This is a genomic window from Streptomyces sp. TLI_146, assembly GCF_002846415.1.
In the GTDB taxonomy this organism is placed as follows: Bacteria; Actinomycetota; Actinomycetes; order Streptomycetales; family Streptomycetaceae; genus Streptomyces.
The window spans coordinates 2,522,565-2,542,440 of record NZ_PJMX01000001.1; the positions used below are offsets into that span (position 1 = coordinate 2,522,565).

Here is a 19,876-nt window from a genome sequence, read left to right on the forward strand (position 1 = left end):
CGCGCCCCCCGCCCGCCCAAGGGCGGCTTCCCGTCGACATACGACGTTCACGCAGGCCACGGGGGTGATCGAGCACCCCCAGATGTTTGCTATTGTTTTCCACGTCGGAACGGGCACGGCCCGCGAGACAGACACCTTGTCCGGGTGGCGGAATGGCAGACGCGCTAGCTTGAGGTGCTAGTGCCCTTTATCGGGCGTGGGGGTTCAAGTCCCCCCTCGGACACTACTTGAAAACCCCAGCTGAGCTGGGGTTTTCTTGTTTTGTGAGACGTAGATCCAAGGCCCCGGCCGCCCCCCTCCCCCAACGCGACGGCATCGACCCCGCGCGGCTGCGGCTGCCCGTCGATGCGGATGGGGCCTGGGGCACGGTCCGGGAGTATCTGGTCGAGCGGTTCGGCGGGGCGATCGGGGCCGGGCGCGTCGAGGCGATGGTGCGTGGTGGGCGGTTCGTGACCGTCGACGGGCCCGTGGACGACGCGCTGACGTACCGGCCGGGGATGTACGTGTGGTTCCACCGGGACTTCGCCCCCGAGGTGCCCGTGCCGTTCGGGATCGGGATCGTCCACCGCGACGAGCGGATCGTGGTCGCGGACAAGCCGCACTTCCTGGCCACCACGCCCCGGGGGCGGCACATCACCGAGACCGCCGTCGCCCGGCTGCGGCGAGACCTCGCGCTTCCCGGGCTCCAGCCCGCGCACCGCCTCGACCGGCTGACCGCCGGCCTCGCCCTGTTCGTGGTGCGCCCGCAGGACCGGGGCGCGTACCAGGGCCTGTTCGCCGAGCGGCGGGTGCGCAAGGAGTACGAGGCGGTCGCCCCGTACGACGCGGGCGTGGCGCTGCCGGTGACCGTGCGCAGCCGGATCGTCAAGGAGCGCGGGGTGATCGCCGCGCGCGAGGAGGCGGGCGAGCCGAACGCCGAGAGCCGGATCGAGCTGGTCGAGCACCGGGGCGCGCTCGGCCGCTACCGGCTGCTCCCGGCGACCGGGCGCACCCATCAGCTGCGGGTCCACATGAACGGCCTCGGGCTGCCCATCCTCGGCGACCCGGTGTATCCGGTCGTGACCGAGGAGCCTGCCCCGGACGACTTCAGCCACCCGCTGCAACTGCTGGCGAAGGTGCTGGAGTTCACGGATCCGGTGGACGGGCGGGAGCGGCGGTTCGAGAGCGGGCTGCGGCTGGCCGCCTGGCCGCGAGCCGAGGCCGAGCGCGAGCGCGAGGGTGATTCATCGGACCAATAGCGGTCTACCGAACGGAAATTGGGGTCTCAGGGGTGTCTGGTGCCCCGATACATCTGATAAATATGCGGGCATGCGCCTCACCGAGTTGGGCGGCAGCGGCTGCCTCGTCAGCGCGCTGTCCTTCGGGGCGGCGGGGCTCGGCAACCTCCTGGGCGAGGTCGACGACGCCACCGCGCGGGAGGCGGTCGACGCCGCCTGGGACGCGGGCGTCCGCTACTTCGACACCGCGCCGCACTACGGCCTCGGCCTCTCCGAGCGCCGGATCGGGGAGGCGCTGCGGGACCGGCCCCGGGACGCGTACACCGTGTCCACCAAGGTCGGCCGCGTCCTGGAGCCGCTGGCCGAGCCGGCCGGTGACGATCGCGCCGAGGGGTTCGCCGTGCCCGCCACCCACCGCCGCCGCTGGGACTTCAGCGCGGACGGGGTGCGGCGGAGCATCGAGGACAGCCTCGGGCGGCTCGGCCTCGACCGGATCGACATCGCCCTCCTGCACGACCCCGACGACCACGCCGAACAGGCCCTGGCCGAGGCCTATCCGGCCCTTGAGCGGCTGCGCGCGGAAGGTGTCGTACGGGCCATAGGGGCCGGGATGAACCACGCGGGGCCGCTGGCCCGGTTCGTGCGGGAGACGGACGTGGACGCGGTGCTGTGCGCCGGGCGGTACTCGCTGCTCGACCAGCGGGCGGCGGAGGAGCTGCTGCCGGAGGCGGCCGCGCGCGGCAAGAGCGTGGTCGTCGGCGGGGTCTTCAACTCGGGGCTGCTCGCCGATCCCCGGCCGGGCGCCCCCTACGACTACGCCGCCGCGCCCCCGGCCCTCCTGGAGCGGGCGCTGCGGATCAAGGCGGTCTGCGAGCGCCACGGGGTGCCGCTGCGGGCCGCCGCGCTCGCCTTCCCGCTGCGGCACCCGGCGGTGGCGAGCGTGCTGGTGGGGGCGCGCTCGGCGGCCGAGGTCCGGGACGCGGCCGAGCAGTTCGGGCGGCCGGTGCCGCAGGCGCTGTGGGAGGAGCTGGGCGTATGAGGGTCGCACTGCACACCAGGGTCCGGAGCGACCGGATCGAGGCGTACGAGGCCGCGCACCGGGAGGTCCCGGCGGAGCTGGCGGCGGCGATCCGGGCCGCCGGGGTCACCGGGTGGACGATCTGGCGCAGCGGCACCGAGCTGTTCCATGTGATCGAGTGCGCCGACTACGCGCGGCTGCTCGCCGAGTTGGAGCGGCTGCCCGTCAACGTCGCCTGGCAGGCGCGGATGGCCGAGCTGCTCGACGTCGTCCACGACTACTCCGGCGCGGGGGCGGACGCCGGGCTGCCGGTGGTGTGGGAGCTGTGACGTCCGACGCCGCTATCCGTGTCGTCGACGCGCACCACCACGTGTGGGACCTCTCCGTCCGCGACCAGGAGTGGCTCGCCGGGCCCGGACTCGCCCCGCTGCGGCGCACCTTCACGCTCGACGAGCTGCGGGCGCAGGCCTCCGGTGTGGCGGCCACCGTGCTCGTGCAGACGGTGACCGTGGCCGAGGAGACCCCGGAGTTCCTGGCGCTCGCCGAGGACGACCCTCTCGTACGCGGTGTCGTCGGCTGGACCGATCTCACCGCGCCCGGGGTCGCCGACGAGCTGGCCCGGCTGCGCGAACTGCCGGGCGGTGAACGCCTTGTGGGGATCCGCCACCAGGTGCAGGGCGAGCGCGACCCCGAGTGGCTGCTGCGGCCGGACGTGGCCCGGGGGCTGGCGGCGGTCGCGCACGCGGGGCTGGCGTACGACCTGGTGGTCCTCCCCCGCCAGCTGCCCGCCTGTGTGCGGGCCGCCGAGCTGCACCCCGGCCTCGTCCTCGTCCTCGACCACCTGGGCAAGCCGCCGATCGCCTCGGGCGGGACCGAACCCTGGGGCTCGGCGGTCCGCGCGCTCGCCGCGCTGCCGAACACCGTCTGCAAGCTGTCGGGCCTGGTCACCGAGGCGGGTCCGGGCTGGAGCGCGGCGAGTCTGCGGCCGTACGCGGACACGGCTCTGGAGGCGTTCGGACCCGGGCGGCTGATGTACGGCTCGGACTGGCCGGTGTGTCTGCTCGCCGCCTCGTACGGCGAGGTCCTGGACGCGGCACGGGCGCTGACCGGGGACCTGGGCCCGCACGAGCGGGCCCAGGTCTTCGGCGGCACGGCCGACCGCGTCTACGGGCTCAGTGGCCGCGCTTGATCCACTCGTCCAGCTGGGGCGCCTCGGCGCCGACCGTGGTCGAGTCGCCGTGGCCGGTCCGTACCACCGTCTCGGGCGGCAGGGTGAGCAGCCGCTCGCGGATCGAGTCGACGATCGTCGGGAAGTCGGAGAAGGACCTCCCGGTCGCTCCCGGGCCGCCGGCGAACAGGGTGTCGCCGGTGAAGACCGTGCCCAGCTCCGGGGCGTACAGGCACACCGCGCCCGGGGCGTGGCCCGGGGTGTGCAGCACGGTCAGATCGGTGCCCGCGACCGTGACGGTCTGGCCGTCGGCCAGTTCGCCGTCGGGGGCACGGTCCGGGTGGGTGAGCTTCCACAGCGGCAGGTCGTCGGGGTGCAGGAGCACCGGCGCCCCGGTGGCCTCGGCGAGCTCCGGGGCGGCGTCGATGTGGTCGTTGTGGGCGTGGGTGCAGACGATCGCGCGCAGGGTGCGGCCGCCGAGCGCGGCCAGGATCGCCTGGGCGTCGTGGGCGGCGTCGACGACGACCGCCTCCTCGTCGTCGCCGACGATCCACACGTTGTTGTCGACGTCCCAGACGCCGCCGTCCAGCGCGAAGGTGCCGGAGGTGACCAGGTGCTCGATGCGGGCCGCCATCAGAACGCCACCACCGAGCGCAGCACGTCGCCCTGGTGCATGCGCTCGAAGGCCTTCTCGACCTCGTCGAGCGCGATGGTCTCGGTGACGAAGGCGGCCAGGTCGATCCGGCCCTGCTGGTGCAGGTCGATCAGCATCGGGAAGTCCCGGGAGGGCAGGCAGTCGCCGTACCAGGAGGACTTGAGCGCGCCGCCGCGCCCGAAGACGTCGATCAGCGGCAGCTCCAGCTTCATGTCCGGGGTGGGCACGCCGACCAGGACCACGGTTCCGGCCAGGTCGCGGGCGTAGAACGCCTGCTTGTACGTCTCGGGGCGGCCGACCGCCTCGATGACCACGTCGGCGCCGAAGCCGCCGGTCAGCGCGCGGATTGCCTCGACGGCGTCCTCGGTGCGCGAGTTGACGGTGTGGGTGGCGCCCATGGTCCTCGCGGTGGCCAGCTTGCGGTCGTCGATGTCCACGGCGACGATCTTCGCCGCGCCCGCGAGCCGGGCGCCCACGATCGCCGCGTCCCCGACCCCGCCGCAGCCGATGACGGCGACCGAGTCGCCGCGGCCCACGTTGCCGGTGTTGAGGGCGGCGCCGATGCCCGCCATGACGCCGCAGCCGAGGAGCCCGGCGACGGCCGGGGAGACCGACGGGTCGACCTTGGTGCACTGCCCGGCGGCGACCAGCGTCTTCTCGGCGAACGCGCCGATGCCGAGCGCGGGCGACAGCTCGGTGCCGTCCAGCAGCGTCATCCTCTGCTTGGCGTTGTGGGTGTCGAAGCAGTACTGGGGGCGGCCGCGCAGACAGGAGCGGCACTGGCCGCACACCGCGCGCCAGTTGAGGATCACGAAGTCGCCGGGCGCCACGTCGGTGACCCCGGCGCCGACCGACTCGACGACACCGGCGGCCTCGTGGCCGAGCAGGAAGGGGAAGTCGTCGTTGATCCCGCCCTGCTTGTAGTGCAGGTCGGTGTGGCAGACGCCGCACGCCTGGACCTTCACCACGGCCTCGCCGGGCCCCGGGTCCGGCACCACGATCGTCTCCACCCGTACGGGCTCGTCCTTGCCCGGCGCGATGACCCCTCGGACCTGCTGCGGCATGCGTGAACTTCCTTTCTGGCACCGCCGGTACGCGCGGACGCGTACGGGCGGAAATGTGGACGGGCCCGACCTCCGCACGTTACCTGCACCATGCCGAAGGGCGGCACCCCGCGCCCGGGATGCCGCCCTTCTCGTACGTACGCGGTGCTACTTGGCCGCGATCTCCGCGACGCGCTTGCGGACCAGGTACCAGCCGCCGACCAGCATGCCCACGATCACGGGCAGGCAGTAGACGGTGGTGCGGCCGACGCCGCCGCCGTACCACATCAGGTACAGGACGGTGGCGAGGAAGACCAGCGTCACGATCTGGGTGTACGGGGCCCAGGGCAGCCGGTAGGAGGGACGGGTGAGCTTGCCCTCCTGGGCGCGGCGCCAGAACAGCAGCGAGCAGATCATGATCATCGCCCAGGTGCCGAGGATGCCGATGGAGGCGAAGTTCAGCACGATCTCGAAGGCGTCGTCGGGCATCAGCTTGTTCAGGGCGACACCGGCGGCGCCGAACGCGGCGGTCAGCAGCACACCGCCGTAGGGCACCTGGCCCTTGTTCATCCGGGCGGTGAACTTGGGCGCGGAGCCCGCGACGGCCATCGAGCGCAGGATGCGGCCGGTGGAGTACAGACCCGAGTTGAGGCTGGAGAGCGCGGCGGTCAGGACCACCAGGTTCATCACGCCGGCCGCGCCCGGCACACCGAGCTTGTCGAGGACGGTGACGAAGGGGCTCTGGTCGCCCGAGTACGCGGTGTACGGCAGGATCAGCGCGAGCAGGACGACCGAGCCGACGTAGAAGATGCCGACGCGCCACATGATCGAGTTGATCGCCTTGGGCAGGATCTTCTGCGGGTTCTCGGTCTCGCCCGCCGCGACACCGCAGAGCTCGACCGAGGCGTACGCGAAGACGACGCCCTGGACGACCAGGAGCATCGGCAGCATGCCCATCGGGAAGATGCCGCCGTGGTCGGTGATGTTGGCCAGGCCCGGGGTGTTGCCGTCGACGCTGTGCTGGGTGGCGACCAGGTAGATGCCGACCAGCATGAAGGCGACCAGGGCCGCGACCTTGACGATCGCGAACCAGAACTCCATCTCGCCGAAGTACTTCACCGAGATCAGGTTGGCGGTGAGGACCACGGCCAGGGCGATCAGGGCGAGCACCCACTGCGGGATGTCGCTGAACATGGCCCAGAAGTGGGCGTAGGTGGCGGCGGCCGTGATGTCGGCCACGGCGGTGGTCGACCAGTTCAGGAAGTACAGCCAGCCCGCCGTGTAGGCGCCCTTCTCGCCCATGAACTCACGGGCGTACGAGACGAAGGCACCGGAGGAGGGCCGGTAGAGCACGAGCTCGCCGAGGGCTCTGACGACGAAGAACGCGAAGACGCCGCAGACCGCGTAGGCGATCGCGAGCGAGGGGCCCGCGCCCGCCATCCGGCCGCCGGCACCGAGGAACAGGCCGGTGCCTATCGCGCCGCCGATGGCGATCATGTTGATGTGGCGGGACTTGAGGTCCTTGCTGTAACCGGCGTCACCGGCGTCGATGTGGGGGGTGCCCTGCGCCGGCGCGGGCGCCGACGTCTCGGCCGCAGGCATGGTGCGGTCACTCATGTAGCTGTATCGCCTTCGTGAGGGGTCATGCGGTCGTGCGATACCGGGCTGTGCCGGTGCCGTCCCGGCGGTGGCCGGTGATGCGGGGTGAGCTCTGTGGGGTCACCCGCGGCGTGGCTGATTCGGGACATGGTCGCGGCTCGACGGGGCATTTGGCAGTGGCCAATGTCACGTACGGGCAGATCTGTGATGAATCTGAGGTAAATCTGAGCTTTACGGAGCGAGTACGTCCAATTCCTTCAGGGCGCCGAGGGCGATCTCGCGGGTGAGTCTCTCGGCCCGTTCCGCGTCCCGCTCCCGGACCGCCTCGGCCACCTGGACGTGCAGGGTGACGGCCGCCGGATCGGGGTCCTCGAACATCACCTGGTGCTGGGTTCTGCCGGTCAGCACCTCGGCGACGACATCGCCGAGTCGCGCGAACATCTCGTTGCCGGAGGCGTTCAGGACGATCCGGTGGAAGGCGACGTCGTGGACGAGGTAGCCCTCCAGCTGGCGCCCGCGCGAGGTGGCGACCATGCCGAGCGCCTGCTCGGTGAGGGCGGCGCACTGCTCGGGGGTGGCGTGGTGGGCGGCGAGCCCGGCGGCGACCGGCTCGACGGCCGAGCGCAGCACGGTCAGTGAACGCAGCTGGCGCGGCCGATCGGATCCGGCCAGCCGCCAGCGGATGACCTGGGGGTCGTACACGTTCCACTGCTCGGTGGCCCGGACCGTCACCCCGACCCGGCGCCGGGACTCGACCAGCTGCATGGACTCCAGGACCCGGATCGCCTCGCGGATCACGGTGCGCGAGACGTCGAAGCGCTGGGCGAGCTCGTCGCCGCGCAGCACGCTGCCGGGCGGATATTCGCCTGCGGTGATCGCGCGGCCGAGGGTGTCGAGCACCTGCGCGTGCAGTCCCTGGGCCTGTGTGGTCATGGGCAAAGCGTACGGGGAGGTGCGGACCGGGCCGTACGGGCGCGCGGGGCCGCCACCGGAAAAGTATTACTTATTCATCACAGGGTCTTGAATACGTCGCACCTTTTGGGTTTCAGTAGCGCGACGGACGGATGGCCGGAAACGGCCGCCGCCCGGAACACATCGATGTCGACGAAGACAGCGAGGCACCGCTATGAGCACCCCCCACGTCGTCGTGGTGATGGGCGTGGCCGGCACCGGCAAGACCACGATCGGCCCGCTGGTCGCCGAGGCCCTGGGCGTTCCGTACGCCGAGGGCGACGACTTCCACCCGGCGGCCAACGTCGCCAAGATGTCGGCCGGCGTCCCGCTGGACGACGACGACCGGTGGCCCTGGCTCGACGCGATCGGGCGGTGGGCGCACGGCCGGGCGGGCCTGGGCGGGGTGGTGAGCAGCTCCGCGCTCAAGCGGGCCTACCGCGACCGGCTGCGGGCGGCCGCCCCCGGCCTGGTCTTCCTCCACCTCACCGGCGACCGGGAGCTCATCGAGCACCGGATGGGCGAGCGCAAGGGCCACTTCATGCCCACCGCCCTGCTCGACTCGCAGTTCGCCACGCTCCAGCCGCTGGAGGCGGACGAGGCCGGTGTGGCCGTCGACGTCGCCGGCACCCCCGAAGAGATCACCGACCGGGCCGTCGCCGCGCTGCGCCGACTCGCCCCCTGATCCACCAGCTAAGGACCACCACCGTGACCAGTCTCAGCGTCGAGATCCTGGCAGCGGGCGCGGCCGAGCCGATCACCTCGGCGGGCAACGCCCGGCTGGGGATCGCCGTACTCGCCGGCATCGCCGTCATCGTCCTGCTCATCACCAAGTTCAAGCTGCACGCGTTCCTCGCCCTGACCATCGGCTCGCTGGCGCTCGGCGCCTTCGCGGGGGCGCCGCTGGACAAGGCGATCACCAGCTTCACCACCGGTCTGGGCAACACCGTCGCCGGTGTCGGGGTGCTCATCGCCCTGGGCGCGATCCTCGGCAAACTGCTCGCCGACTCGGGGGGCGCGGACCAGATCGTCGACACGATCCTGGCGAAGGCCGGGAAGGCCGGCGGGCGCGCGATGCCGTGGGCGATGGTGGTCATCGCCTCGATCATCGGGCTGCCGCTGTTCTTCGAGGTCGGGATCGTGCTGCTGATCCCGGTGGTGCTGCTGGTCGCCAAGCGCGGCAACTACTCGCTGATGCGGATCGGCATCCCGGCGCTCGCCGGTCTCTCGGTGATGCACGGGCTGATCCCGCCGCACCCGGGCCCGCTGGTCGCCATCGACGCGGTCGGCGCCAATCTGGGTGTCACGCTCGCCCTCGGTGTGCTGGTGGCCATCCCCACGGTGATCATCGCCGGGCCGGTCTTCTCCCGGTACGCGGCGCGCTGGGTCGACATCCCGGCACCGGACCGCATGATTCCGGCCCGCCCGTCGGAGGACCTGGAGACCCGGCCGAGCTTTGGCGCGACCGTGTCGACCGTGCTCCTGCCGGTCGTGCTGATGCTGGTGAAGGCGCTGGTCGACATCGTGGTCGACGACCCCGAGAACCACGTCCAGCGGGTCACCGACGTGATCGGCTCGCCGCTGATCGCGCTGCTCGCGGCCGTGCTCGTCGCGATCTTCACGCTGGGCCGGGCCGCCGGGTTCAGCAAGGAGCGGATCTCCACCACGGTCGAGAAGTCGCTCGCCCCGATCGCGGGCATCCTGATGATCGTCGGCGCGGGCGGCGGCTTCAAGCAGACGCTGATCGACGTGGGCGTCGGGCAGATGATCCTGGATGTCTCCAAGGACTGGTCCATCCCCGCGCTGCTGCTGGCCTGGCTGATCGCGGTCGCGATCCGGCTCGCGACCGGCTCGGCCACGGTGGCGACGATCTCCGCCGCCGGTCTGGTGGCCCCGCTGGCCGCCGACATGTCGACCGGGCACACGGCCCTGCTGGTCCTCGCCGTCGGCGCGGGCTCGCTCTTCTTCAGCCATGTCAACGACGCGGGGTTCTGGCTGGTGAAGGAGTACTTCGGGATGGACGTCGGCCAGACGGTCAAGACGTGGTCGGTGATGGAGACGATCATCTCGGTGGTGGCGCTGGGCTTCGTACTCCTGCTGTCACTGGTGATCTAGCGGAGCACGCTCCTTCTCCAACTCGTCCAGCCACAGCCCGTGTTCCCTGCGGGCCCAGTGGCGCCCCACCGACCCGGTGCGCATGCCACGGCGTGCCTCCGGGTCGAGGAGCGCCATGGTCACATGGCCGCTCAGGACGATCCCGACGGCCAGCGCCAGCCAGTCGTGGACGAAGGTCGAGCCGATCCGCACCGCCAGCGGCGCCAGATGCGTGAACCACATGAACAGGCCGGTGCCCATCAGCACGAGCGCGGCCCCGGTGATCCACCCCGCGTAGACCTTCTGCCCGGCGTTGAACTTGCCCGCCGTACGCGGGTGTTCGTCCCGGGTGAGCGCCGAGCGCAGCCAGCGCCGGTCGTGCGGCCCGAACCGGTTGAGGCGGCGCAGATCGGCGCGGAAGGCCCGCGAGAGCAGCCCCGCCAGGACCGGTACGGGCAGCAGCGCCCCCGAGATCTCGTGCACGGTGACCACCAGCTCGCGGCGGCCCACGGCCTCGGCGAGCTGCGGCAGATAGAGCACCGCGGCCGACAGCGCGCACACGCCGAACACCAGGGCGTTGGCGCGGTGCACCCAGCGCTCGGCCCGGGTGAACCGCCGGACCCGCGTGGCCGGTTCAGCTCGTGGGGTGGTCGTCGCGTCCGTTGGACCGGCCGACCCAGGCATCCGTGTCATAGCCCCGCTCCTCCCAGAATCCCCGCCGCACCTTGCTCGTCACGGTGATCCCGGAGAGCCATTTCGCCGACTTGTAGAAGTACATGGGCGCCACATAGAGGCGGACCGGTCCGCCGTGCGAGTGGGAGACCGGCTTGTCCTGCATGCTCAGGGCGACCAGCACGTCGTCGCGGCGGGCCTGTTCGAGCGTGAGGCTCTCGGTGTACGTGCCGTCGAAGCAGGTGAAGCGGACCGCCCCGGCTCCTGGGCGCACCCCCGCGGCGTCCAGGAGCCGGGACAGCCGCACCCCCGCGAACGGGGTGGCGGGCACCCGCCAGCCCGTCACGCACTGCACGTCCCGGACCAGCCGGGTCTGCGGCAGCGCCCGCAGCGCGTCCAGGGTGTAGGTGGCCGGGCGGTCGACGAGGCCGTCGACGGTGAGCCGGTAGTCGGCGGCGCCCTTGTGCGGTACGGAGGCGGCGACCGAGTAGTAGCGGAAGCCGCCGCCGTTGGGCAGCAGGCCGGTCAGGCCGGTGGGGTCCTTCCCGGCGGCGGCGCCGAGGAACGACTCCAGGCCGCGCTGGAGGACCGGGGCGGCGGCGACCCCGGCGGCGCCGAGGCCGAGCATGCCCAGCACGATCCGGCGGCCGACCGGGGCGCTCTCGGCGGGCGGTGGTTCAGGGTTCACCCCCTGATTCGAGCACCGGCGGCCCCCGGACACCAGGGGCCCCGGCACACCGTCACCGTTTGGTCAGATCCGCTTGATCAGATCCGTTTGGTCGGATCCGCTAGGTCAGATTCCGCTTGTTCGGATCCGCGCCTACACCCTGGTGGCGCCCGCCGCCCGCTCCAGCTTCTCCAGCTGGAAGGCCTCGTTGCCCTGGCCGATCCGGGCGTGCGCCTCGGGCCGTACCGCCCGTACGACCAGGCCGTACGCCACACCCCCCGCCAGGGCGAGCGCGATGATCGAGGGGAGGATCCAGCTGAGCGAGGAGTCCGGTCCGGCGCCGACGAGGACGTCGAAGTCCTTGACCGTGTAGACCGCGATGACGAGGAGCGCGACCCCCGCGATGCCGGAGGCGAGCAGCCGCCACAGCTGGGCCGCGGCCGCTCCCCGGCGGACGAAGAAGGCGATGACCGCGAAGGAGGCGGCGGCCATCAGCACGATCACGCCGAGCGCGCCCACGTTGCCCATCCAGGTGAACAGGTGCAGTACGGCGGCGGTCGGGTCGCCGGTGGGCTTGTCGTCGGCGACGGCGAAGGCGATCACCACGACGGCCGAGATCACGGTCTGGAGCAGCGAGCCGCTGCCGGGGGCGCCGCTGGTGTGGTTGGTCCGGCCGAAGGCCGCGGGCAGCAGTCCCTCGCGGCCCATGGCGAAGACGTACCGGGCGACGACGTTGTGGAAGCTGAGCAGCGCGGCGAACATGCCGGTGACGAAGAGGACGTGCAGCACATCGGTGAAGGTGGTGCCGAGCCGGTCCTCGGTGAGCCCGAACAGCAGCCCCGGGCCGTTCTTCTGCGACGCCTCGACGATGCCGGCGGGGCCGGTGGCCACGGTGAGCACCCAGGAGCTGAGCGCGAAGAACACGGCGGTGAAGCCGACGGCCAGGAACATCACGCGCGAGACGACCAGATGCGGGCGGCTGGTCTCCTCCGCGTACACCGGTGCCTGCTCGAAGCCGGTGAACGCGGCGATGCAGAAGCACAGGGCGGTGCCGATGCCCGCGCCGGAGAGCGTGGACGGGTTGAACGCGTGCAGCGACAGGCCCTCCTTGGCGGGGTCGGCGACAGCGGCGAAGTCGAAGACGACGACCAGGGCGACCTCGATGACCAGCAGCACGCCGAGCACCTTGGCGTTGAGGTCGATCTTCAGCCAGGCGAGCACACCGACCAGCGCGACGGCGGCCAGCGCCGGGATCCACCAGGCGATCTCGGTGTCGAGGTAGGTGGCGCAGAGGCTGGAGACCTCGAAGCCGAACATGCCGTAGATGCCGACCTGGAGGGCGCTGTAGGCGACGAGCGCCACGAAGGCGGCGCCGGAACCGGCGGTCGGGCCCAGGCCCCTGGCTATGTACGCGTAGAACGCGCCGGCGTTGTGGACGTGGCGGCTCATCTCGGCGTATCCGAAGCTGAACAGGACCAGGACGGCGCCGAGGATGAGGAAGAGCAGGGGCTGGCCGACGATGCCCATCACGCCGTACGTGGTGGGCATGACACCCGCGACCACCATCAGCGGGGCGCTCGCGGCGAGCACCGAGAGCAGCAGGCCCGGAGTGCCGAGCCGGTCGGCGCGCAGGGCTCTCTCCTGACCCTTGTACGTACGGATCTCATCGGTGTCGCTCGACATGGCGGGGGTGCCCTTTCGGTGGGACGCGGGGGGGGTGGTGCCGAGGGGGTACGGGAGATGCGGGGTGTGGCTAGGCGGTGCCGAGTGCGGCGCTGCGGGCGGCCTGGAAGGCGCGGTACGGGTCCCGGTCCGGGTACGACCAGGGGGCGGGGGTGAAGTGCCGGCCGATGCGGTGGAAGAGCGCCGCGGCCTCGGCGGGGCGGCCCTCGCAGTGCTTGGCGTGGGCGAGGAAGTTGAGGTCGACGCCGGCCCGGGGGTGGTCCTCGCGCTCCCACTCCAGCCACCAGTCGAACGCGGACTTGATCACCTGGCGGGCGCGGCGGCCGGTCCAGTGCTCCGAGTCGACGGGGTCGCCGGGGGCCGCGCCCCGGGCCGCGAGCACCCGGTACCGCTCGGCGTGGGCGACCAGCGGGAGCAGGGCGAGCGGGGAGTCGGCGGGGGCGCGGGCGACGGAGGCGGCGGCGAAGGCGTACACCTCGTGCAGGGGGTCGGCGCCGTCGCCCGGGCGGCGCTCGGCGAGCCGGGCGGCCATCAGGTGGTGTGCGTGGTGGTGGTCCGGGTGCCGGGAGCACACCTCGGCGAATATCTGCTCGGTCTCGTTGTCCGAGCCGAGGCTGCGGGAGAGGGCGAGCAGGGCGAGCCAGGGGGTGGGGTCGGCGGGGGCGAGGCGGGCGGCCTCCAGGCAGGCGTCGCGGGCGGCGTCCTTGTCCCCCTTGCCGGCCAGGCACCGGGAGACCAGGGCGCAGGCGTGGAGGGCGGCCGCGTCGGCGCTCTCCGGCTCGGCGAGCAGCCACTCGCGGGCCCAGGCGGCGGAGGTGGCGGGCTCGCCCAGGACGGTGAGGCGGTGGCCTCGCCGGTCCCAGTCGTCGCCGGTCGCGACCAGCAGCGAACGGACCCTGGTCCACCGGCCCTGCGCCAACTGGGCGCGGACGGCGACGAGTTCGGCGTCGTCGAGCGCCGGGTCGAAGGCTCGTCCGCCGCGCTTGCGGGGGCGGCCTAGCGGGGGCGGGGGCATCCGCGTACTTCCCGGGGGGTGGTTGGTGTGGTGCGGGGGTGGTGGGTGGGGCTTCTGTGTTCGGTGACAGGGTGATCGCGGACAGCAAAGCGGTACCCAATGCTCCACGTCAAGGTCGGGCGGGGGTCCTTCGGGGTTCAACTTGGGGGTGCGGTCCGTGGGTTGCCCTGGGGTTGACCCCCACCCTGCTTCGGGGCTTCGCCCTGGGCCCTGTTTCGTCTGCGGGTCCGCTGTGGCTGGTCGCGCAGTTCCCCGCGCCCCTGAAGTGCTCGGCTTCGCCCTCGCGTACCCCCTGGGGGCGCGGGGAACTGCGCGAGCAACCCACCACAACCCGCAGACGAACCCCGGGCCGCAAACCCACCACCACCCGCAGACGGACCAGCGGGCCCGGGACGGGGCGACCAAAAGGGGGCCAGTCGTCCGGACGGTGGGTGGTCGGGAGGCGTCGGGGCGCTCGGGGCGCTATCGTCGAGCAAGTTCACAACCCCCGGCCGCACTTGAAGGGCCCCCCGTGTCGGTTCTCGTCCTCGCTCTCGCCGTGGGCGCGGCCTGCTGTCTGGGCTTCGGGTTCGTGCTCCAGCAGAACGCCGCCCAGCACGCCCCGCTGAGCGACTTCCTGTCGCCGCGGCTGCTGCTCGACCTCGTCCGGGTGCCCCGCTGGCTCGCCGGGATGGGGCTGATGATCGCGGGCATGGTGCTCGGCGCGCTGGCGCTGGGCCAGGGCGAGGTCTCCCAGGTGGAGCCGCTGCTCGCCACCAACCTCTTCTTCGCCATGGCCCTGTCCCGCTGGCAGACCAAGCAGTCCCTGGGCCGCCAGGGCTGGGCGGGGCTCACCCTCCTCGCGGGCGGGGTGACCGCCTTCATGGTGGCGGGCCAGCCCCGTGGCGGCAACGACGTCGCAGGCCCCCTGCGGCACTGGCTGATCGTCGGGATCGTCGTGGGGATCGCGCTCGTCCTCACCGTGTACGCCAAGCGGTCCCGCCTGAGCGCCGGACCCACCCTCCTCGCCACCGCCGCCGGTTTCCTCTACGGCCTCCAGGACGCCCTGACCCGCGTCAGCGGCGAACGGTTCCGGGCCGACGGCTTCGCCCATCTGCTGACGGGCTGGCAGCCGTACGGCGTGCTGGCGCTCGGCGTGACCGGCCTGATCCTCGTCCAGAGCGCCTTCGAGACCGCCCCGCTGCGGATGTCGCTGCCCGCCCTCACCGCCGCCCAGCCGCTCGCCGGGATCGCCTGCGGCGTCGGCTTCCTGGGCGACCAGCTCCGTACCGACGCGGCGGCGCTCGCCTGGGAGGTCTGCGGACTCGCCGCCATCGTCGCCGGGATCATCCTGCTCGGGCTGCATCCGGCGATGCCGTCGGGGACAGGGGCGAAGGAGCCGATCCACGACCTTCAGCCGCACTAGGGCCTGGTGATTGGATGGGTCCCATGAGCTCATCCGCGCCCTCCCCCGCCGACGAGATCCTCGACATCGTCGACGAGCACGACCGCGTCGTCGGCCAGGCACCGCGCGGCGAGGCGTACGCCCGGGGGCTGCGCCACCGGTGCGTCTTCGTCCTCGCCCGGGACACCGAGGACCGGATCTTCGTCCACCGGCGCACCCCCACCAAGCTGGTCTTCCCCTCGCTGTACGACATGTTCGTCGGCGGTGTCGTCGGCGCGGGCGAGAGCTACGACGACGCCGCGCTGCGCGAGGCCGAGGAGGAGCTGGGGGTGTCCGGGCTGCCCCGGCCCGTACCGGTGTTCAAGTTCCTCTACGAGGGCGGGGCGAACGGGCGGCAGACGTGGTGGTCGGCCGTGTACGAGGTGCGCTGCACGCTGCCGGTGCGGCCGCAGGTCGAGGAGGTCGCCTGGCACGACTTCCTGCCCGAGGCCGAGGTGGAGCGGCGCCTGGGCACCTGGGAGTGGGTGCCCGACGGGCTCGACGCGTACCGGAGGCTGCGCGCGCACCGGGCCGGGTGATCGCCTGCGGGTAGTGTGCAAAGGTGATCAGCTTCACGCAGACCCTGCGGCTGTGGTTCGCGCCCGAGCGCATCGGCGAGGAGGGCGAGACGCCGGACTACCGGTTCTCTCTCGCCAACGAGCGGACGTTCCTGGCCTGGATCCGGACGTCGCTCGCCCTGGTCGGCGGCGGGTTCGCGGTCGACCAGTTCCTGCCGGACCTGCGCTGGGGCGTACGGGTCGGGCTCGCCCTGGCGCTGCTGGTGGCCGGGGTGCTGTGCGCGCTGCGGGCCGTGAACCACTGGGTGCGGTGCGAGCGGGCGATGCGGCGCGGCGAGGACCTGCCCGTGTCGCGCTTCCCCACCCTGCTGAGCGTGGCGGTGGCGGCGGTCGCCGTCGTCATGGTGGTGGTCGTCGTCTTCGGCTGGGCCGGGTGACGGGCGCGCCCGACCGGGATCCCGGCCTCCAGCCCGAGCGGACCCGGCTCGCCTGGCGCCGTACGACCCTGTCCTGCACGGTGGCCGCAGTCCTCGCGGCCAAGCAGGCCCTGCACGGCGGCAGGACGCCGGTCGGACTGGTCGCCGTGGCCCTGAGCGGCCTGGTCTGGCTGGGCTTCCTGGCCGTGGCCCACCGCCGCATCCAGTCCCTGACCCGCTCGGCCCGCCCCGGCGTGCTGCGGCCCCGCGAGGCGGTCGCGGCACTGGCGTGCGTGGCGGCGCTGGCACTGTTCGCGGTGGCGATGCTGCTCTGAGGGCCCGCCCGCTCCCCGACGCCCGGCACGCACACCCACGGCGCGGCAGCGGAAGCGGAGCCGCACCCCGCGCACTAGCCTGAGGAGTGGGGGGCGATCTTGAGGGATGGACGCCATGACCGTAGGCCACGAGGAACACCCCACCACGCACGAGCATGTGCACGGCCCCACCTGCGGGCACCGGGCCGTGCCGCACGGGGACCACACGGACTACGCCCACGACGGGCACATGCACCGCGAGCACTCCGGCCACTGGGACGAGTGCGAGCCCGCCGGGCACGTCGCCCACGACGGGCACGCGCACGAGCACGGCGTCGGCTGCGGCCACCAGTCCGTGGAGCACGGCGACCATCTCGACTACGTCCACGACGGGCACCGGCACGCCGAGCACGAGGGCCACTGGGACGACCACTGACGGCCTGATCCCTTACGGCGGGCCGCATCCGGGCGGGGCAGCATCTGGACGACATACCGACTGGTCGGTAGCGTGTCTGTGACACGATCGCCGTTCCCGGAGGTAGCCCGTCATGAGCACAGTCCCGCCAGGTCTCGATCCGGAGCGGCTGCGCGCCCATCTCGACCGCGAGCGGCCGGGACTCGTCAGCGGACCGCTCAGTGCCCGGATCGTCGAGGGCGGCCGGTCGAACCTCACGTACATCGTGACCGACGGGACGGGCCAGTGGGTGGTCCGGCGGCCGCCGTTGGGTCATGTTCTGGCCACCGCGCACGACATGAAGCGCGAGCACCGGGTGATCAGCGCCCTGCACCCGACGTCGGTCCCGGTGCCGGAGCCGCTGCTCCTGTGCGAGGACGAGTCGGTCCTCGGCGCGCCGTTCTATGTGATGGAGTACGTGGCCGGGACCCCGTACCGCACGGCGGAGCAGCTGGCTCCGCTGGGGCCTGAGCGGACCCGGGCCGCGCTGCTCGGCCTGGTGGACACGCTGGTCGAGCTGCACGCGGTGGACCCCGAGGCGGTCGGCCTCGGGGACTTCGGGCGCCCGGAGGGCTTCCTCGACCGCCAGTTGCGGCGCTGGGGCAAGCAGCTCGACGCCTCCCGCAACCGCGAGCTGCCCGGGATCGACGAGCTGCACGCGGCGCTCGGCCGTGAGCTGCCCGTCTCCCCCGCCGCCACGGTCATCCACGGCGACTACCGGCTCGACAACGTCCTGGTCGGGGACGACGACGAGATCAAGGCCGTCCTCGACTGGGAGATGTCGACCCTCGGCGACCCGCTGACCGACCTCGGGCTGCTGGTGATGTACAGCGCCCCGCTGGAGGTGCGGAACTCCCCCGTCTCCACCACCGCCGGGGCCGCCGGGCACCCCACCCCCGCCGAGCTGATCGAGCGGTACGCCGCCCGCTCGGGCCGGGACACCTCGGCCATCTCCTGGTACACGGCGTTCGCCTGGTTCAAGCTCGCCGTGATCCTGGAGGGCATCCACTACCGCTACACCCTGGGCCAGACCGTCGGCGCGGGCTTCGACCGCATCGGGGACCTGGTGCCCGTCTTCATCGGCCACGGCCTCACCACCCTCCAGTCCTCGCAGTCACCGCAGGAAGGCTGAACTCCCGCCATGGACTTCGCATTCGACGCACGGACCCAAGAGCTGCGCGCCAAGCTGCTCACCTTCATGGAGCAGTACGTCTACCCGGCCGAGACCACTGCGCACGAGCAGCGGCTGCGGCTGGCGTCGCCGTGGGACACGCCCGCCGTGGTGGCCGAGCTGAAGGCCGAGGCCCGCAGCCAGGGCCTGTGGAACCTCTTCCTGCCGGACGCCGAACACGGCGCCGGGCTCACCAACCTCCAGTACGCGCCGCTCGCCGAGATCACCGGCCGCTCCCCGCACCTGGCTCCCACCGCCCTCAACTGCGCGGCGCCGGACACCGGGAACATGGAGGTGCTCGCCCAGTTCGGCTCGGACGAGCAGCAGAAGCGGTGGCTGGAGCCGCTGCTGGCCGGGGAGATCCGCTCCGCGTTCGCGATGACCGAGCCGGAGGTGGCCTCCTCGGACGCCACCAACATCGAGACCCGGATCGCCAAGGAGGGTGACGAGTACGTCATCACCGGCCGCAAGTGGTACATCTCCGGGGCGATGAACCCCGACTGCAAGATCTTCATCGTGATGGGCAAGACCGACCCGGAGAACCAGGACGTCCGCCGCCAGCAGTCGATGGTGCTGGTGCCGCGTGACACCCCGGGCGTCGAGGTCCGCCGCGCCATGCAGGTGTACGGGTACGAGGACCACTCCCACGGCGGCCACGCCGAGGTCGTCTTCCACGGGGCGCGGGTGCCCGCGGAGAACCTGGTGGGCGAGGAGGGCGGCGGCTTCGCCATCGCCCAGGCCCGCCTCGGGCCCGGCCGGATCCACCACTGCATGCGGCTGATCGGCATGGCCGAGCGGGCGATCGAGCTGATGTGCCGGCGCGCGGCGGCGCGTACCGCCTTCGGCAAGCCGATCGCCCAGCAGGGCGTGGTGCAGGAGTGGATCGCTGACGCGCGCGTGGCGGTGGAGCAGTTGCGGCTGCTCGTCCTGAAGACCGCCTGGCTGATGGACACCGTGGGCAACCGCGGTGCCCACACCGAGATCCAGGCCATCAAGATCGCCACGCCCCGGACGGTCCTCGACATCATCGACAAGGCCGTCCAGGTCCACGGCGCGGGCGGGGTGAGCCAGGACTTCCCGCTCGCCGAGCTGTGGGCGGCGGCGCGCACCCTGCGCATCGCGGACGGCCCCGACGAGGTCCACCAGCGCTCGCTGGCCCGCCGGGAGCTAAAGAAGTACCTGTAGGTCCTACGGGCGCAGGGCCCGCAGCAGCAGGTCGGCGAGGTGGTCGGCGACCTGCTGCGGGGTGAGCGGGCCGTCCGGCCGGTACCAGGTGGACAGGTGGTGGACCGACCCGAAGTGGTAGTCCACCACCAGGTCCGCCGGGGTGGCCGTGGAGAACACCCCGGCCGCCTGGCCCTCTTCGATCAGGGCCCGGAACCGCTCGTGGTAGCGCCGCCGCTCGACCCGTACCTGCTTGTTCTTCTCCGGGCTGAGGTGGTGCATCGAGCGGAAGAAGATGGCCGCGTCGTCGAGGTTCTCGATGGTGGTGACCACCACGTCGGCGGCCGCGTCGCGCAGCCGCCGCTCCACGGGCTCGTCCGCGTCCGCGAAGGCGTCGAGGCGCTCCTGCTGGAGGCGCAGCACGCGCGCGTAGACCTCCTGGAGCAGGTCCTCCTTGGAGCCGAAGTAGTGGTAGAGCGCCCCCTTGGTGACGCCCGCCGCCTCGACGATCTCCTGGACGGAGGTCCTGTCGTACCCGTTCTCGGCGAAGAGGCGGGTGGCGGCGGCCAGCAGCCTCTGGGGGACGGGAATGCCGCTCCCGTCCGTCGTCCTGGCCATGCCGTTGCCGCCTCTC

The 19,876-nt window shown here is 72.2% G+C and carries 22 protein-coding genes and 1 tRNA gene; 14 read left to right on the plus strand and 9 right to left on the minus strand.

All coding sequences use genetic code 11. The features are described from left to right. Nucleotides 1-138 precede the first annotated feature (138 nt). The 5 genes from BX283_RS11585 to BX283_RS11605 all read left to right on the plus strand — a co-directional run bounded on the left by BX283_RS11585 (nucleotide 139) and on the right by BX283_RS11605 (nucleotide 3,424). A tRNA-Leu gene (locus BX283_RS11585) sits at nucleotides 139-223 on the plus strand. 40 nt (nucleotides 224-263) lie between these two features. Continuing rightward, on the plus strand, nucleotides 264-1,238 hold the full coding sequence (locus tag BX283_RS11590) for an RluA family pseudouridine synthase (protein WP_101387541.1): 975 nt from the start codon (nucleotides 264-266) through the stop codon (nucleotides 1,236-1,238). A gap of 70 nt (nucleotides 1,239-1,308) precedes the next feature. Continuing rightward, on the plus strand, nucleotides 1,309-2,256 hold the full coding sequence (locus BX283_RS11595) for an aldo/keto reductase (protein WP_101387542.1): 948 nt from the start codon (nucleotides 1,309-1,311) through the stop codon (nucleotides 2,254-2,256). Continuing rightward, a complete protein-coding gene (locus tag BX283_RS11600; protein WP_101387543.1) occupies nucleotides 2,253-2,564 on the plus strand; it encodes an L-rhamnose mutarotase in 312 nt (103 codons plus the stop codon). The genes BX283_RS11595 and BX283_RS11600 overlap by 4 nt, the downstream gene beginning before the upstream one ends. Further along, nucleotides 2,561-3,424, plus strand: a complete 864-nt coding sequence (locus BX283_RS11605) for an amidohydrolase (protein ID WP_257582579.1) — start codon at nucleotides 2,561-2,563, stop codon at nucleotides 3,422-3,424. Before BX283_RS11600 ends, BX283_RS11605 begins: the two co-directional genes overlap by 4 nt. On the opposite strand, the gene BX283_RS11610 is transcribed toward BX283_RS11605, so the two are convergent. From BX283_RS11610 to BX283_RS11625, 4 genes are all read right to left on the minus strand, one after another. Further along, a complete protein-coding gene (locus tag BX283_RS11610) occupies nucleotides 3,408-4,037 on the minus strand; it encodes an MBL fold metallo-hydrolase (RefSeq protein ID WP_101387544.1) in 630 nt (209 codons plus the stop codon). The genes BX283_RS11605 and BX283_RS11610 overlap by 17 nt on opposite strands. Then, on the minus strand, nucleotides 4,037-5,122 hold the full coding sequence (locus BX283_RS11615; RefSeq protein ID WP_101387545.1) for an S-(hydroxymethyl)mycothiol dehydrogenase: 1,086 nt from the start codon (nucleotides 5,120-5,122) through the stop codon (nucleotides 4,037-4,039). The genes BX283_RS11610 and BX283_RS11615 overlap by 1 nt, the downstream gene beginning before the upstream one ends. Nucleotides 5,123-5,269: 147 nt before the next feature. Then, nucleotides 5,270-6,718 carry an amino acid permease gene (locus BX283_RS11620; RefSeq protein WP_101387546.1) on the minus strand — a complete coding sequence of 483 codons (1,449 nt, stop codon included), beginning with the start codon at nucleotides 6,716-6,718 and terminating at the stop codon, nucleotides 5,270-5,272. Nucleotides 6,719-6,931: 213 nt separating this feature from the next. Continuing rightward, complete coding sequence (locus BX283_RS11625; protein WP_101387547.1) at nucleotides 6,932-7,633, minus strand: FadR/GntR family transcriptional regulator; 702 nt, start codon at nucleotides 7,631-7,633, stop codon at nucleotides 6,932-6,934. Between the two features lie 193 nt (nucleotides 7,634-7,826). Between BX283_RS11625 and BX283_RS11630 the strand changes: the two genes are divergently transcribed. Beyond that, complete coding sequence (locus BX283_RS11630) at nucleotides 7,827-8,336, plus strand: gluconokinase (RefSeq protein ID WP_101387548.1); 510 nt, start codon at nucleotides 7,827-7,829, stop codon at nucleotides 8,334-8,336. Nucleotides 8,337-8,359: 23 nt separating this feature from the next. After that, nucleotides 8,360-9,766: a gluconate:H+ symporter gene (locus BX283_RS11635; protein ID WP_101387549.1), complete on the plus strand. Its 1,407-nt coding sequence runs from the start codon at nucleotides 8,360-8,362 to the stop codon at nucleotides 9,764-9,766. On the opposite strand, the gene BX283_RS11640 is transcribed toward BX283_RS11635, so the two are convergent. From BX283_RS11640 to BX283_RS11655, 4 genes are all read right to left on the minus strand, one after another. Beyond that, nucleotides 9,752-10,438, minus strand: a complete 687-nt coding sequence (locus tag BX283_RS11640; RefSeq protein WP_101387550.1) for a cytochrome b/b6 domain-containing protein — start codon at nucleotides 10,436-10,438, stop codon at nucleotides 9,752-9,754. The genes BX283_RS11635 and BX283_RS11640 overlap by 15 nt on opposite strands. After that, entirely contained in the window at nucleotides 10,380-11,045 is a 666-nt protein-coding gene (locus BX283_RS11645; protein ID WP_101392280.1) for a molybdopterin-dependent oxidoreductase, read from the minus strand. The genes BX283_RS11640 and BX283_RS11645 overlap by 59 nt, the downstream gene beginning before the upstream one ends. 192 nt (nucleotides 11,046-11,237) lie before the next feature. Continuing rightward, nucleotides 11,238-12,767: an APC family permease gene (locus BX283_RS11650; RefSeq protein WP_101387551.1), complete on the minus strand. Its 1,530-nt coding sequence runs from the start codon at nucleotides 12,765-12,767 to the stop codon at nucleotides 11,238-11,240. A gap of 70 nt (nucleotides 12,768-12,837) precedes the next feature. Continuing rightward, entirely contained in the window at nucleotides 12,838-13,782 is a 945-nt protein-coding gene (locus tag BX283_RS11655) for a hypothetical protein (RefSeq protein WP_101387552.1), read from the minus strand. Between the two features lie 511 nt (nucleotides 13,783-14,293). Between BX283_RS11655 and BX283_RS11660 the strand changes: the two genes are divergently transcribed. From BX283_RS11660 to BX283_RS11690, 7 genes are all read left to right on the plus strand, one after another. Continuing rightward, nucleotides 14,294-15,187, plus strand: a complete 894-nt coding sequence (locus BX283_RS11660) for a DMT family transporter (RefSeq protein WP_101387553.1) — start codon at nucleotides 14,294-14,296, stop codon at nucleotides 15,185-15,187. A 23-nt stretch (nucleotides 15,188-15,210) separates the two neighbouring features. Next, the gene (locus BX283_RS11665) at nucleotides 15,211-15,744 is read left to right on the plus strand and encodes an NUDIX hydrolase (RefSeq protein WP_101387554.1); all 534 of its coding nucleotides are present in this window, start codon (nucleotides 15,211-15,213) and stop codon (nucleotides 15,742-15,744) included. 23 nt (nucleotides 15,745-15,767) lie between these two features. Then, the gene (locus BX283_RS11670) at nucleotides 15,768-16,160 is read left to right on the plus strand and encodes a YidH family protein (RefSeq protein WP_101387555.1); all 393 of its coding nucleotides are present in this window, start codon (nucleotides 15,768-15,770) and stop codon (nucleotides 16,158-16,160) included. Further along, on the plus strand, nucleotides 16,157-16,474 hold the full coding sequence (locus BX283_RS11675) for a DUF202 domain-containing protein (RefSeq protein ID WP_101387556.1): 318 nt from the start codon (nucleotides 16,157-16,159) through the stop codon (nucleotides 16,472-16,474). Before BX283_RS11670 ends, BX283_RS11675 begins: the two co-directional genes overlap by 4 nt. 115 nt (nucleotides 16,475-16,589) lie before the next feature. Continuing rightward, nucleotides 16,590-16,889 carry a hypothetical protein gene (locus BX283_RS11680; RefSeq protein WP_101392281.1) on the plus strand — a complete coding sequence of 100 codons (300 nt, stop codon included), beginning with the start codon at nucleotides 16,590-16,592 and terminating at the stop codon, nucleotides 16,887-16,889. A gap of 112 nt (nucleotides 16,890-17,001) precedes the next feature. Then, nucleotides 17,002-18,039 (plus strand): phosphotransferase family protein, encoded by a 1,038-nt coding sequence (locus BX283_RS11685; RefSeq protein ID WP_101387557.1) that lies wholly within the window; start codon nucleotides 17,002-17,004, stop codon nucleotides 18,037-18,039. 9 nt (nucleotides 18,040-18,048) lie between these two features. Then, entirely contained in the window at nucleotides 18,049-19,263 is a 1,215-nt protein-coding gene (locus BX283_RS11690; protein ID WP_101387558.1) for an acyl-CoA dehydrogenase family protein, read from the plus strand. A 3-nt stretch (nucleotides 19,264-19,266) separates the two neighbouring features. Here BX283_RS11690 and BX283_RS11695 read toward each other — a convergent pair whose 3' ends face one another. Further along, on the minus strand, nucleotides 19,267-19,860 hold the full coding sequence (locus tag BX283_RS11695; protein WP_101387559.1) for a TetR/AcrR family transcriptional regulator: 594 nt from the start codon (nucleotides 19,858-19,860) through the stop codon (nucleotides 19,267-19,269). Nucleotides 19,861-19,876: the final 16 nt, after the last annotated feature.

Bases quoted from the DNA above. Each gene is read 5' to 3' on its own strand.
- BX283_RS11595 (WP_101387542.1), top strand. From the start codon at position 1,309: ATGCGCCTCACCGAGTTGGGCGGCAGCGGCTGCCTCGTCAGCGCGCTG.
- BX283_RS11600 (WP_101387543.1), top strand. From the start codon at position 2,253: ATGAGGGTCGCACTGCACACCAGGGTCCGGAGCGACCGGATCGAGGCG.
- BX283_RS11610 (WP_101387544.1), bottom strand. From the start codon at position 4,037: ATGGCGGCCCGCATCGAGCACCTGGTCACCTCCGGCACCTTCGCGCTG.
- BX283_RS11615 (WP_101387545.1), bottom strand. From the start codon at position 5,122: ATGCCGCAGCAGGTCCGAGGGGTCATCGCGCCGGGCAAGGACGAGCCC.
- BX283_RS11620 (WP_101387546.1), bottom strand. From the start codon at position 6,718: ATGAGTGACCGCACCATGCCTGCGGCCGAGACGTCGGCGCCCGCGCCG.
- BX283_RS11625 (WP_101387547.1), bottom strand. From the start codon at position 7,633: ATGACCACACAGGCCCAGGGACTGCACGCGCAGGTGCTCGACACCCTC.
- BX283_RS11630 (WP_101387548.1), top strand. From the start codon at position 7,827: ATGAGCACCCCCCACGTCGTCGTGGTGATGGGCGTGGCCGGCACCGGC.
- BX283_RS11640 (WP_101387550.1), bottom strand. From the start codon at position 10,438: ATGACACGGATGCCTGGGTCGGCCGGTCCAACGGACGCGACGACCACC.
- BX283_RS11645 (WP_101392280.1), bottom strand. From the start codon at position 11,045: ATGCTCGGCCTCGGCGCCGCCGGGGTCGCCGCCGCCCCGGTCCTCCAG.
- BX283_RS11650 (WP_101387551.1), bottom strand. From the start codon at position 12,767: ATGTCGAGCGACACCGATGAGATCCGTACGTACAAGGGTCAGGAGAGA.
- BX283_RS11655 (WP_101387552.1), bottom strand. From the start codon at position 13,782: ATGCCCCCGCCCCCGCTAGGCCGCCCCCGCAAGCGCGGCGGACGAGCC.
- BX283_RS11665 (WP_101387554.1), top strand. From the start codon at position 15,211: ATGAGCTCATCCGCGCCCTCCCCCGCCGACGAGATCCTCGACATCGTC.
- BX283_RS11680 (WP_101392281.1), top strand. From the start codon at position 16,590: ATGACCGTAGGCCACGAGGAACACCCCACCACGCACGAGCATGTGCAC.
- BX283_RS11685 (WP_101387557.1), top strand. From the start codon at position 17,002: ATGAGCACAGTCCCGCCAGGTCTCGATCCGGAGCGGCTGCGCGCCCAT.
- BX283_RS11690 (WP_101387558.1), top strand. From the start codon at position 18,049: ATGGACTTCGCATTCGACGCACGGACCCAAGAGCTGCGCGCCAAGCTG.
- BX283_RS11695 (WP_101387559.1), bottom strand. From the start codon at position 19,860: ATGGCCAGGACGACGGACGGGAGCGGCATTCCCGTCCCCCAGAGGCTG.